This window comes from Mucilaginibacter frigoritolerans (genome assembly GCF_007830615.1).
Lineage (GTDB): Bacteria > Bacteroidota > Bacteroidia > Sphingobacteriales > Sphingobacteriaceae > Mucilaginibacter > Mucilaginibacter frigoritolerans.
In genome coordinates this window covers 83,196-95,552 of sequence record NZ_VLLI01000013.1, presented here as the reverse complement: position 1 = coordinate 95,552, position 12,357 = coordinate 83,196, and the positions used below count along the sequence as shown (strand labels likewise).

Below are 12,357 nucleotides of genomic sequence, written 5' to 3'. Positions count from 1 at the left end.
TTTATATTAATTACCCCTGTTAAAATATTCAATAATATGAAATTTACTTTTACTCACTTTATATCAATATCAGCTATCTCGTTTCCAATATTAATTGCAAGCAGTTGTACAAAAAAGAGTATTCCGCCAAAAGCTTCTCAATACGGCTTAACCACCACTTTTGCTGGCAGCGGATATGCAGGATCGGCTGATAGTATCGGCCTAATGGCAAGCTTTAACGGCCCTGCGGGCATTATTATGGATGCAGCAGGCAATTTATATGTAGCAGACAGCGGGAATAATGAAATCAGAGAAATCACCCCTTATGGCGTGGTAAGCACCATTGCAGGAAACATTAATAAAGGATCGGCAAACGGGACAGGAATAGCTGCAAGTTTTGCGAATCCTTTAGGTTTGGCTATTGACGCCTCAGGCAATTTATACGTGGCAGATAGCGGAAACAACATGATCAGAAAAATAACAACAGCGGGTTTGGTAACAACACTTGCTGGAAGTGGTGCTGTTGGTGCTACAAATGGCACCGCTACAGCTGCAACCTTCAATAACCCCAACGGTATTGCAGTAGATTTTGCAGGGAATGTTTATGTAAACGATACTGGAAACAATTCAATCAGAATGATCTCTACTACAGGTGTAGTGAGCACATTGGCCGGAAGTGGTTTTGCCGCGATTGCAAATGGCACAGGAACGGCAGCAAGTTTTAACACCCCGCAAGGCCTTACATTTGATGCTGCAGGTAATTTATACGTTGCAGATGAAGGAAATCATCTTATCAGGGAAGTAAGCACTTCAGGTATAGCAGGCACTTTCGCAGGAAGTGGCTATGTCGGGTCTGAAAATGGCACTATATTAAAAGCTAGTTTTAACGAGCCCTATGCCTCAACATTGGATTCTAAAGGTAATATGTACATTGCGGATGTAGGAAATAATATGATCAGAAAAATTACCCTCAATGATACAGTCACTACTTTTGCTGGCAGCGGCTCCGTTGGGTTTGTTAACGGCACAGGAACTACGGTAGCATTCGACGAGCCATTCGGGCTAATTACTGACGGATCAAACAATTTGTATATCAGTGATTTTGGAAATAATGTAATCAGGAAAATTGTAATAAAACAATAGATTCTATTGCCATTATATTTAATTACTTTATCTCTTGGCATAATTCCACCAAAACCCCATTCGAGCTTTTAGGATGAACAAAGCAAACCCATTTATTATCAGCTCCATGTTTAGGGATATCATTCAATAAAACAAAGCCTTCTTTTTTAAGGCGTGCCATTTCGGCCACAATATCGTCAACCTCAAAAGCAATATGGTGAATCCCCTCCCCTTTTTTGGCAATAAATTGAGCTATCGGGCTATCAATGGCAGTGGCCTCCAGTAATTCGATCTTATTAGGTCCGCATTGTAAAAAGGCGGTAATAACATTTTCAGAAGCCACTTCTTCGGTTTTATAAACAGGCGAATTTAATAGCTTTTCATAGGTAATTACAGCCTTTTTAAGGTCATTTACAGCTATACCGATATGTTCTATCTTGTTCATGTCCAAATATTGTAAATTCTTATCATCATAAGGTATTTTTAGCTTGTTTTGAATGATTTTAAATAAAAACTTTACTTATCTTTGCTTTGTTAATAATTACGACTATGAAGCTTCCAATATATTTAGACAACAATGCTACAACGCCAATGGATCCGCGCGTGCTTGAAGCAATGTTACCTTATTTTAACGAAAAATTTGGTAATGCAGCGAGCCGTAACCATCCTTTCGGATGGGTGGCCGAAGAAGGCGTTGATTACGCACGTGAGCAGGTAGCCAAATTGATCGGTGCCAGTGAAAAAGAAATTATTTTTACCTCAGGAGCTACAGAATCAGATAACCTTGCTATTAAGGGTGTATTTGAAATGTACAAAGAAAAAGGCAACCACATTATAACCACGGTTACTGAACATAAAGCCGTATTAGATGCCTGCAAACATGTTGAAAAATTAGGAGGAAAAGTCACCTATCTACCTGTTAAAGAAGATGGTATACTTGATCTGGAAGTACTTGAAAAAGCTATGACCAATGATACTATTTTGGTTTCGGTAATGTATGGTAACAATGAAATAGGCGTAATTCAGCCAATAAAAGAAATATCAGCCATAGCACATAAATATGGTGCTTTATTTATGACTGATGCAGTACAAGCAGTAGGCAAAATACCTGTTGATGTTAATAAAGACGGCATTGACTTACTTGCTTTGTCAGCACATAAAATATACGGCCCTAAGGGTGTAGGCGCATTGTATGTTCGCCGTAAAGGTCCAAGAGTTAAAGTCACTGCACAAATGGACGGTGGTGGTCACGAACGTGGCATGCGTTCTGGCACCTTAAACGTACCTGGTATTGTTGGCTTAGGTAAGGCCTGTGAACTGTGCGGACAGGAAATGGAAAGCGAAGCAAAACGTTTATCAGCAATGCGCGATAGATTACAAACGGCTTTAACTGTGCTAGAAGAAAGCTATGTTAACGGAAACGTTGAGCACCGCTTACCACATGTGGCTAATATCTCATTTAAATACGTAGAAGGAGAAGGCTTAATGATGGCGATGAAAGATTTAGCAGTATCATCAGGTTCAGCCTGTACATCTGCTTCTCTGGAGCCTTCATATGTATTAAAAAGCTTGGGCTTGAGTGATGACCTGGCACATTCATCTATCCGTTTTGGTTTAGGAAGATTTACTACAGATGAGGAAGTTGATTACGCTATTGAAGTAACTAAAAAATCAGTAACTCATCTGCGCGAACTTTCACCACTTTGGGAAATGTTTAAGGAAGGCATTGACCTTAACTCGATTGAGTGGGCAGAACATTAATTTAACTTCAGTCCGCCAAAAGGCGGATCGGGTTTAGATATTTATTAAAAATTATAACAGACTATTAAAAACACAATAAAATGGCATATTCAGATAAAGTAATCGATCACTATACTAACCCCCGCAATGTTGGCACTTTAGATAAAAGCAGCCACAAAGTAGGTACTGGTTTAGTTGGTGCACCTGAATGCGGCGACGTTATGCGCCTACAGATTCAGGTTGATGATAACAACGTGATTACTGACGCTAAGTTTAAAACATTTGGTTGCGGATCAGCAATTGCATCATCATCATTAGCTACAGAGTGGCTTAAAGGCAAAAGCATTGACGATGCAATGAAAATTGATAATATGGATATTGTTGAAGAATTAGCTCTTCCTCCTGTAAAAATCCATTGCTCAGTATTAGCAGAAGATGCTATTAAAGCAGCTATTAATGATTTCCGCGTAAAAAATGGCTTAGCGCCAATTGAAAGCGAAAAAGTACATCATTAATTAGATGCGAGATGTTAGATATGAGTATTGAGACACTTACATCCAACAATTTATTTATTAACCGATTTGAAATTGGCTGTTTGAGAAAGTAAAAATCTCAAATCTCAAATCTCAAATCTCAAATCTCAAACATGGTAACAGTAACTGATAAAGCGAAAAATAAAATAGAACACCTGATGCAGGATTCGGAGCTTGATGCTTCTTATTTTCTGCGTGTATCTGTTCAGGGAGGTGGTTGTTCTGGTTTATCATATAACCTTGATTTCGATAACGAAATAAAGAAGGGCGATCAGTTTTTTGAAGACCAGGGCGTTCGTATAGCGCTTGACATGAAATCGTTCCTGTATCTTGCCGGTACAGAACTTGATTTCTCTGATGGTTTAAATGGTAAAGGATTTAACTTCCATAATCCTAACGCAAGCCGCACTTGTGGCTGCGGAGAAAGTTTCTCTGTATAAAGAGCTATTAAGTAATTACTATAAAAAGAAAAAGAGGTGTTACGTTAACACCTCTTTTTCTTTTTATATCATTTCTGTCGATCGATATGAGGCTGATAAGCTGAGCCTAAGCATTATCTCAAAAGTTTTTCATAGTTCTTATTGTTTTTTATCAAGATAAACTATAAGTTTATTATTAAGTAACAATTAACCAAACCTCAACAGTTATGAAAAATTTGAATTTATCTTCATTAACCCGTGATGAACTGGCAAAAATTAAAGCCGGAAGTACCAACGTTGATTGCACCACCGTTTGGGAGTCCTGTGATCCTAATTGTGGCCATTTCAGCACTTCCTATGCTACTTTTGAAAGCTGTGTTAGCAGCCATACTACCCTATGTTCTCCTTTGGAAGGCTGGCTAGAACTTTGTGGTAACTGGAATGGATAAAATTCACTTCAGATTATTTTATGGCTGCCTGAAATATAGCCATTCCAGGCAGCCTTTTCCATTCTAAAACATGCCGTTGTTATGAGCCATTGTTTGCGGCACTTCCTGCTCAACACACCAGTGCTCTACAATTTTGTCTCCGGCTATTCTGAATATATCATAACTGGCATATCTACCCGTTGCACTTATAAGTTCACATTGTGCTACAACAAAATCGCCTTCAGCAATTAAGCGATGAATTTTAACAAGATAGTCCAATCCTTTGAGCAATCGACCATCAGGATCATGATCCAAATAGTTTTTAGCGACATATCTATCAGCTAAAATTGGATCACCTTTTCCAAATGCAATTTGATAAAATTCGTTCACTAACTTTTTGCTCACCGATGGATCTATCTTTTGATCTATTTCAGCCGTTCCATTAGTTATAATAATTAAACCATCTTGTTTTTCAGGCTGCATCATACTTGCATCCCAATGTTCGGCTATCTTGCCCTCTTGCAAGCGAAACAGATCAACCACCGCCACTCTTTTGCCCATAAACTGTACGTCGAGGTGAACGGCAACCATGTTACCTTCAGCAATAGTTCTGATAATTGGTGATGGCCCATGCTCTTTTGGCTGCGGAAGACTCTTTAAGAAATGAAGCATTTCTAATATCCCTGCCTTCCCATCTTTTACAGTAGGACTATGTTGAATATAGTCTTCCCTGATATATTCATCCACTAATGATAAATCTAGGTCGCGGATTATTTTCCTATAACATTCAAGTACTATTGTTTTGTTGGATTTAGTTTCCATTTTTTATGCAAATTGATAGAACAAGGCATATTTGACCCCATAGATTCTATTTGTTAAATAATTTATTTGATTAGATACCCAGAAAACGGGCAATACTACAATTTAACCGATTAAGAAATCAGCATTCAATAAACCTGTTTAACAGGTCGGATTTTTAGTAATCCTTTTTGTATATGTAGTGAAAGTAATTATGCTTTAAATTTAAGTAATAAAAAGCCATAAAAGCAAATAAATCATTCAGTCATTTTCGTGTTATGATATGGCCCTTAAAAACCTATGCTATAATAAATTTACCATGCGGATAACACTTTCAATTTTTAAAAAATAGACTTAGCTTTGTTGGCTAATATAAAAACCTGATTAAACTTTAATGAGTACTGCAACTGACAGATCAACCGTTCCGGCACTAATACGGAATGTTGTAAAAAACATCCATCCGGATACCCATACTTTTATGACCCATAAGGTAAATAATGTTTGGGTTGAAATCAGTTACAAACAGGCACTTGAAAAAATCGATGCTATTTCGGCCTGGTTTCTTGAAATTGGCATAAAAAAAGATGACCACCTGGCACTGATTATTGAAAACGGTCCTGACTATGTTTATTATGATCAGGCATTACAACAATTAGGTGCGGTAAATACTTCTATATACCCAACCCTTTCTGAAACCGAAATTGAATACATATTAAATGATTCGGCCGCTAAAACCATTTTAGTAGGAAATCCTTTTTTATTACGGAAAGTTGTTAAAATAGCGAATAATTGTCCGGCACTTATCCGTATAATCCCGGCATTTGAAGACTTTGAAAAACTGACCGATAAGTTGAGTTTAAACGCTGGTGTTGTAGGCTTTAAGCAAGTTATTGAAGAAGGCTTAAGTATGGTTAGTAAATATACTTCAGCCATCAATAGCGCACGCGAGGCTATTCTTCCTTCAGATATATCATGCCTTATTTATACTTCAGGTACTACCGGAACTCCAAAAGGTGTTATGCTTACTCATCATAACCTTACAGAGAATGCGCGGGTTTGTTTAATACAGATCCCGATTATTGACAAGGATGATGTTTTTCTTTCGTTTCTGCCGCTTTCGCATGTGTTTGAACGTACAGCAACATACCACGTATGCTTGTTTACAGGCTGCAAAATAGCCTTTGCACAAAGTTTAGATCTGTTAGCTAAAAATATGGGTGAAGTATGTCCAACGGTAATGAATTGTGTTCCGCGTTTACTTGAACGGATTCATGATAAGGCTATGAAGAATGGAACAGATGCCGGTGGTGTAAAGTCAAAAATATTTTCATGGTCGTTAAAAATTGGCAAACAATACCGTGAGGTGAAAGAGCAGGGTAAAAAACCTGGGCTCGTACTAAATAATCAGCATAAAATAGCTGAGAAATTGGTATTCAGCAAAATTAAAGAAAAAACCGGTGGCCGCCTAAAAATCATGTTATCAGGCGGTGGTGCCCTGCCTAAAAACATTGGTGAGTTTTTTGGCGATTTAGGCATAAAAGTGTTAGAGGGCTTCGGGTTAACCGAAACGTCACCTGTAATGTCAGTAACCGAAACTGACAGGATAATTTACGGAACAGTGGGCCGTATTATTCCGGGCATTGAAGTAGCCATACAGAATTACGACACGTTAAAGATTTATACCATTCAAACACACGAAAGCTTTAAACAAGACTTTGAATCTGAAGAAGGTGAAATCATTGTTCGGGGACATTGTGTAATGAAAGGCTACTGGAATAAACCAGAAGAAACAGCATCAGTTATTGATAAGGATGGCTGGTTCCATACAGGTGATATAGGCCGTTTTTACAGAGGCAACCTGCAAATTACTGATCGTTTAAAAAACATGCTGGTAAATGCCTATGGTAAAAACATTTACCCGACTCCTGTGGAAAACACCTATTTAAAAAGCCCTAAAATTGAACAGATATTTTTAGTAGGCGATAAACGCGAATACATTACTGCTATTGTAGTGCCATCAAGAGAGACACTACAGGAAACCTTTAATTTATCTAATGAGTACTTCGAAAAACCAGACCTGTTTATTGAAGACAAAGAAATTGTAGACTGGATAAATCAGGATATAAAAAGACAATCTAACGAACTGGCAAAATTTGAGCGCATCAAAAACTTTAAAGTAAAACGTAATCCTTTCAGCATGGAAGAAGGCGAAATCACTCCTACTTTAAAAGCGAAACGCAAGGTTATTGAAAAGAAATACGCCGACCAGATTGATGAAATGTATTTGCAGGAAGCAGAGGCTGATTAACTTTGATTTCGGATTTATTTTTTATTACTTAAAAATGTACAGTAGCCGTTCATGTAATGGCTGTTTTTTTTATAAAAGTTCAAGTACACTCTTAATACAATCAACACTTTTAAATCTTTCGTTATCAATGCTATCTTCAATGTGCTCATGTGCCCAGGTAATATGATAAGGTACATGTATGGCAAAGCCACCTATATTTAAAACAGGCAGAATATCGCTCTTTAGTGAGTTTCCAACCATCATTAACTCGCAGCGTTGTATATCAAGGTGTTTTATCAATTTAAGATAATTGGCATCATCTTTTTCTGACATAATCTCAATATGGTGAAAATAATGACTTAGCCCCGATTTCTTTAACTTACGCTCCTGATCAAGCAAATCTCCTTTTGTTGCAACTACCAAACGGTACTTCTCTTTAAGCGATTTCAGTACATCCTCAACTCCATCAAGCAATTCAATAGGCTGGTTAAGCATTTGCTTGCCTAAGTCGATGATCTGCCCTACAACATCTGTGCTGATATTGTTATCGGTTACCGTTAAAGCGGTTTCTATCATTGAAAGTATAAAACCTTTAATACCGTAACCATATAAGGATAAATTTGCTATTTCAATTTTAAGCAGCTCACGCTCCAATTCATGTTGAGAGGAATATTCACCAAGTAATTCATAAAATCGTTCCTCTGTTTGCCTGAAATAGGGCTCATTCACCCACAAAGTATCATCAGCATCAAATGCAATAACTTTCAAATTCATTATTCAAAGATATAATACCTGTTATGATTTGACAAATTAATAGAATTGCGGATTCTGAACACTTTCTCCTTTTTGCTGTTGCGATCATCCTTACTTTTTTAAAAACTAATCTCTAATCTGTAGTCACTAATCACTATTTTTGCACCTTTATTTAGAAATATGAGTATTGCACTATCCGAACAGGAAATTTTACGCCGCGAATCATTACAGCAACTGCGTGCTTTAGGGATAAACCCTTATCCGGCAGAAGAATATAAGGTTACTGCCTTTGCGCAGGACATTAACGATAACTTTGAAAAATTTCCGGATAATTATAAACAGGTTACCCTTGCCGGCCGTATCATGACCCGCCGTATTATGGGAAGTGCATCCTTTGCTGAATTACAAGACTCAACCGGTCGTATTCAAATTTATATTAAGCGGGACGATATTTGTCCTGATGAAGATAAAACTTTATATAATACTGTATTTAAAAAACTACTGGATATAGGCGATTACATAGGCGTTAAGGGTTATGCTTTCATAACTCAAACAGGCGAAATTTCGGTACATGTACAAGAAATGACCGTCCTTTCTAAATCACTAAAGCCACTTCCAGTAGTAAAACGTGAAGAAGACGGCACTATTCATGATGCATTTACTGACCCTGAATTACGTTATCGTCAGCGTTATGTCGACCTTACTGTAAACCCCGAATTTAAACAGATATTCATCAAACGGACAAAAGTGATCAGCAGCATGCGTGATTACTTTAATAAACAAGGCTGGTTAGAGGTAGAAACACCAATATTGCAACCTGTGCATGGTGGCGCAGCTGCCCGTCCGTTTGCAACCCATCATAACACATTGGATATGCCTTTATTTTTACGCATAGCCAATGAATTATATTTAAAACGGTTAATTGTTGCAGGTTTTGATGGCGTATATGAGTTTGGTAAAATGTTCCGTAACGAAGGGATGGACCGTACCCATAACCCGGAGTTTACCAGCATGGAAATTTATGTAGCCTATAAAGACTATAAATGGATGATGGCTATGGTTGAAGAGTGCCTGGAAACCGTAACCCGTGCCGTACATGGCATTCCGGTTGTACAGGTCGGTGGCAACGAAATCAATTTTGCGGGCCCTTATGAAAAGCTTTCCATGTATGATTCTATCTTGAAATATACAGGTATTGATGTTTCAGCAATGGACGAAGTTGGTTTACGTGAAACCTGTAAAGAACTGGGTATAGAAGTAAACCCTACTATGGGCAAGGGTAAACTGATCGATGAGATATTTGGTGCCAAAGTAGAAGCTAATCTTATACAACCTACTTATATTACCGATTATCCGATTGAAATGACTCCGCTTGCTAAAAAGCATCGTACCAAAGAAGGTTTGGTTGAACGCTTTGAGTTATTTGTAAATGGTAAAGAAATAGCTAATGCCTATTCAGAATTAAACGACCCGATTGATCAGCGTGAGCGTTTGGAAGAACAATTGATACTGGCCGGACGTGGTGATGATGAGGCCATGGCAATGGATGACGACTTTTTACGCGCTCTGGAATATGGCATGCCACCTACATCTGGTTTAGGTATTGGTATTGACCGTTTGGTGATGCTGATGACCAATCAAAGCACTATACAGGAAGTGTTATTCTTCCCGCAGATGCGCCCTGAGAAAAAAGCAAAAGTAGTTACTGCTGAAGATTTTATACATATAGGTGTACCTGCAGAATGGGTGCCTGTATTAAATAAAATGGGATTTAATACCATTGAAGAATTGAAAGCAGCAAACCCGAATAAAGTATTCAATGACCTTGGTGGAATGCGCAAAAAATTAAAACTGGATATTACTATGCCGGTTAAAGAAGTGGTAATGGCTTGGTTTGAATAATTAAGTTTATCTCATTTATAGGCGTAATGTTCTATTGCGCCTATAAATATTTTTCCTTTTAATAAATAATAATTGGCTAATAATCTGCCTTTCAATAACAATTTATTAACGAAAGGATAAAACTGCTGAAACTTTATTATTAAATATGTTACTTATAATTGTAATAAACACTTATAAGTAGGGCCATGACAAATTCAATTCTTGAAATAACGGAAAACGAATACCTGATAAAATTGAACAGAAGTAATTTTAACTTATCATTTATCAGAAGTTTATTAAAAATGGTGGAGGTTGCAAACCCATCAGATGAAAGTTCTTTTATCACTGAAAGACATATTGCACCTAATCAAAACCATTCTTCAGAACCAGATTATTACAGTTCGCTGGAAGAGAAATAGTATGGGCGCAATAAATTTTATATTGCGCCCCTGCTTTTTATATTAAAACTGGCGATATCCGCCCCTAACTACCTGTTGTTTATCCATTTGCGCCATCTGCGCTTTCATCATTTTAATCTGATCGGTAAGCAACTTATTTTTATCATCTTTAGTAGCTTCCTGCAAATACATCTGCGCTTCGCGCTTGTTACGTTTTGCCATAGCAATACCTGCAAGACTTATTTTAGCCAATGCAATATTATGTGACATTTTCATCCCTAAAGAAAGTGATTTCTTAAAATATTTTTCTGATTTTAATGGTGATTTACGTGACTCAATCAAACCGATCAACAAGTTATAATAACCATGCTGACCTTTATTTAATTGTTTCTCATAATCGGTTATTTTCAATAACCAAAGTTCAGCTTTTTCAGATTGTTCTTTGCGCAAAAACCATTGGGCAATAATCATGTTTTCATTAAAGAAATAGCTTAACAGCACAATTCCGCCTAAAAACAACACTAAAATCCCCCATCCCCAAAAGCCGAAAGCACAAAGTGCAACTGCGGCACCTAACACAACACAGGCAATAATTAACCTTATTAAATTTGACATCTTATGTAATACTAAATTAGTATACAAATATCCGTTTATTTGTACGCTTAATCAACATTATAATAAAGATTTATGTCAATTGAATTAGAGCCATCGTGGCTGGAAGTTTTAGAAGATGAATTTAGCAAACCATACATGGTATCGCTAAAGAAATTTTTAAAAGACGAAAAAGATGCAGGATATAAAATTTATCCAAAAGGCAGCGATATATTTAATGCATTCAATAAAACACCTTTTAATAAAGTAAAAGTAGTTATCCTGGGTCAGGATCCATATCACGGACCTAATCAGGCACATGGTTTATCTTTTTCTGTTCAAAAAGGTATCCCGACTCCCCCATCTCTGCAAAATATTTATAAAGAACTGGCTACAGATATTTCCGACTTTAAAATACCCAAAAGCGGTGATTTAAGTGAATGGGCTGAGCAAGGTGTTTTATTATTAAACGCAACTTTAACTGTAAGAGCCTCCATGGCGGGTTCGCATCAAAAAAAAGGGTGGGAACAATTTACCGATACTGTGATCCAAAAAATATCTGAACTAAAAAGCGGTGTTGTTTTTATTTTGTGGGGAAGCTATGCACAATCAAAAAGTGTTTTGATTGACGAAAAGAAACATCTTATTATAAAATCTATCCATCCTTCTCCCCTGTCAGTAAACCGGGGCGGATTTTATGGTTCAAAACCATTTTCAAAAGCAAATACTTATCTGGAAAAAGAAGGGAAAACGCCAATTAACTGGCAAATACATTAGCATATACTAATGCCTGATGTGCAAATAAGTTGATCAAAAGATCATTATTTGCACATCTGCATAATTAACTTAATACTCCAAAGGGACTATCGGCTCTTTTTTACTGGTTGACATTATCATCATAGTTTGGAAAGTTTTAACCACGGTGATCCGACTAATTTTTTCCATTATCAACTGCTCATACGATTTAATATCGCGAACATAAACTTTCAACAAAAAATCACACTGACCAGTTACATGGTGACATTCAGTAACCTCCTTAATATTTTGTATTTCATCCAAAAAAGTTTGGATGGTGTTTTTTTGATGAAAATCTAGCGATATCTGAATAAAAGTTTTTATACCCAATCCTAATTTCTCTTCATCAACCAGGGCATGATAACTCTTAATATATTCAGCATTTTCTAATTTACGAACACGCTCAAGGGTTGGAGCCGGCGAAAGCCCTATTTCGTTAGAAAGTTGAAGATTTGTTATCCTCCCATTCTCTTGCAATATCTTTAATATCTGCAAATCTATTTTATCTAATTCGGTAGCCATATTACAGGCAAATATAGCCTTTTAGTTAATCAGCAAAATAAAATTTTTCGAAAAACTACTTTAACCGAAATAAATTTTTCAATAATAATATTTAGATAAGTCTAAATTTAT

14 protein-coding genes are annotated in these 12,357 nt (G+C 36.9%); 9 read left to right on the top strand and 5 right to left on the bottom strand.

Features of this window, described 5'->3' with window-relative positions:
* Positions 1 to 36: 36 nt before the first annotated feature.
* Complete coding sequence (locus JN11_RS19820) at positions 37 to 1,122, top strand: NHL repeat-containing protein (RefSeq protein ID WP_144915391.1); 1,086 nt, start codon at positions 37 to 39, stop codon at positions 1,120 to 1,122.
* 22 nt (positions 1,123 to 1,144) lie between these two features.
* On the opposite strand, the gene mce is transcribed toward JN11_RS19820, so the two are convergent.
* Positions 1,145 to 1,546 carry a methylmalonyl-CoA epimerase gene (gene mce, locus JN11_RS19815; RefSeq protein WP_144915389.1) on the bottom strand — a complete coding sequence of 134 codons (402 nt, stop codon included), beginning with the start codon at positions 1,544 to 1,546 and terminating at the stop codon, positions 1,145 to 1,147.
* Positions 1,547 to 1,650: 104 nt separating this feature from the next.
* Between mce and JN11_RS19810 the strand changes: the two genes are divergently transcribed.
* The 4 genes from JN11_RS19810 to JN11_RS19795 all read left to right on the top strand — a co-directional run bounded on the left by JN11_RS19810 (position 1,651) and on the right by JN11_RS19795 (position 4,242).
* On the top strand, positions 1,651 to 2,862 hold the full coding sequence (locus JN11_RS19810) for an IscS subfamily cysteine desulfurase (protein ID WP_144915388.1): 1,212 nt from the start codon (positions 1,651 to 1,653) through the stop codon (positions 2,860 to 2,862).
* A gap of 80 nt (positions 2,863 to 2,942) precedes the next feature.
* Positions 2,943 to 3,356 carry a Fe-S cluster assembly scaffold IscU gene (iscU, locus tag JN11_RS19805; RefSeq protein WP_076378185.1) on the top strand — a complete coding sequence of 138 codons (414 nt, stop codon included), beginning with the start codon at positions 2,943 to 2,945 and terminating at the stop codon, positions 3,354 to 3,356.
* Between the two features lie 131 nt (positions 3,357 to 3,487).
* Positions 3,488 to 3,814, top strand: a complete 327-nt coding sequence (locus JN11_RS19800) for a HesB/IscA family protein (RefSeq protein ID WP_144915386.1) — start codon at positions 3,488 to 3,490, stop codon at positions 3,812 to 3,814.
* Positions 3,815 to 4,020: 206 nt separating this feature from the next.
* Entirely contained in the window at positions 4,021 to 4,242 is a 222-nt protein-coding gene (locus JN11_RS19795; RefSeq protein ID WP_144915384.1) for a hypothetical protein, read from the top strand.
* Positions 4,243 to 4,305: 63 nt separating this feature from the next.
* On the opposite strand, the gene JN11_RS19790 is transcribed toward JN11_RS19795, so the two are convergent.
* Entirely contained in the window at positions 4,306 to 5,043 is a 738-nt protein-coding gene (locus JN11_RS19790; RefSeq protein WP_144915382.1) for a nuclear transport factor 2 family protein, read from the bottom strand.
* Between the two features lie 370 nt (positions 5,044 to 5,413).
* Here JN11_RS19790 and JN11_RS19785 point away from each other — a divergent pair, with 370 nt between their 5' ends.
* Positions 5,414 to 7,327: an AMP-dependent synthetase/ligase gene (locus JN11_RS19785; RefSeq protein ID WP_144915381.1), complete on the top strand. Its 1,914-nt coding sequence runs from the start codon at positions 5,414 to 5,416 to the stop codon at positions 7,325 to 7,327.
* A gap of 69 nt (positions 7,328 to 7,396) precedes the next feature.
* Here JN11_RS19785 and JN11_RS19780 read toward each other — a convergent pair whose 3' ends face one another.
* On the bottom strand, positions 7,397 to 8,080 hold the full coding sequence (locus JN11_RS19780; protein WP_144915379.1) for an HAD family hydrolase: 684 nt from the start codon (positions 8,078 to 8,080) through the stop codon (positions 7,397 to 7,399).
* 159 nt (positions 8,081 to 8,239) lie between these two features.
* On the opposite strand from JN11_RS19780, the gene lysS reads away from it, so the two are divergent.
* Positions 8,240 to 9,961 (top strand): lysine--tRNA ligase, encoded by a 1,722-nt coding sequence (lysS, locus tag JN11_RS19775; protein WP_144915377.1) that lies wholly within the window; start codon positions 8,240 to 8,242, stop codon positions 9,959 to 9,961.
* A 185-nt stretch (positions 9,962 to 10,146) separates the two neighbouring features.
* Entirely contained in the window at positions 10,147 to 10,359 is a 213-nt protein-coding gene (locus JN11_RS19770; protein WP_144915375.1) for a hypothetical protein, read from the top strand.
* Positions 10,360 to 10,401: 42 nt separating this feature from the next.
* Here the strand turns inward: JN11_RS19770 and JN11_RS19765 are convergent, their stop codons facing one another.
* Entirely contained in the window at positions 10,402 to 10,953 is a 552-nt protein-coding gene (locus JN11_RS19765) for a DUF2892 domain-containing protein (protein ID WP_144915373.1), read from the bottom strand.
* A gap of 72 nt (positions 10,954 to 11,025) precedes the next feature.
* Between JN11_RS19765 and ung the strand changes: the two genes are divergently transcribed.
* On the top strand, positions 11,026 to 11,706 hold the full coding sequence (gene ung / locus JN11_RS19760; RefSeq protein ID WP_144915371.1) for a uracil-DNA glycosylase: 681 nt from the start codon (positions 11,026 to 11,028) through the stop codon (positions 11,704 to 11,706).
* Positions 11,707 to 11,775: 69 nt separating this feature from the next.
* Here the strand turns inward: ung and JN11_RS19755 are convergent, their stop codons facing one another.
* The gene (locus JN11_RS19755) at positions 11,776 to 12,246 is read right to left on the bottom strand and encodes an Lrp/AsnC family transcriptional regulator (protein ID WP_144915369.1); all 471 of its coding nucleotides are present in this window, start codon (positions 12,244 to 12,246) and stop codon (positions 11,776 to 11,778) included.
* Positions 12,247 to 12,357: the final 111 nt, after the last annotated feature.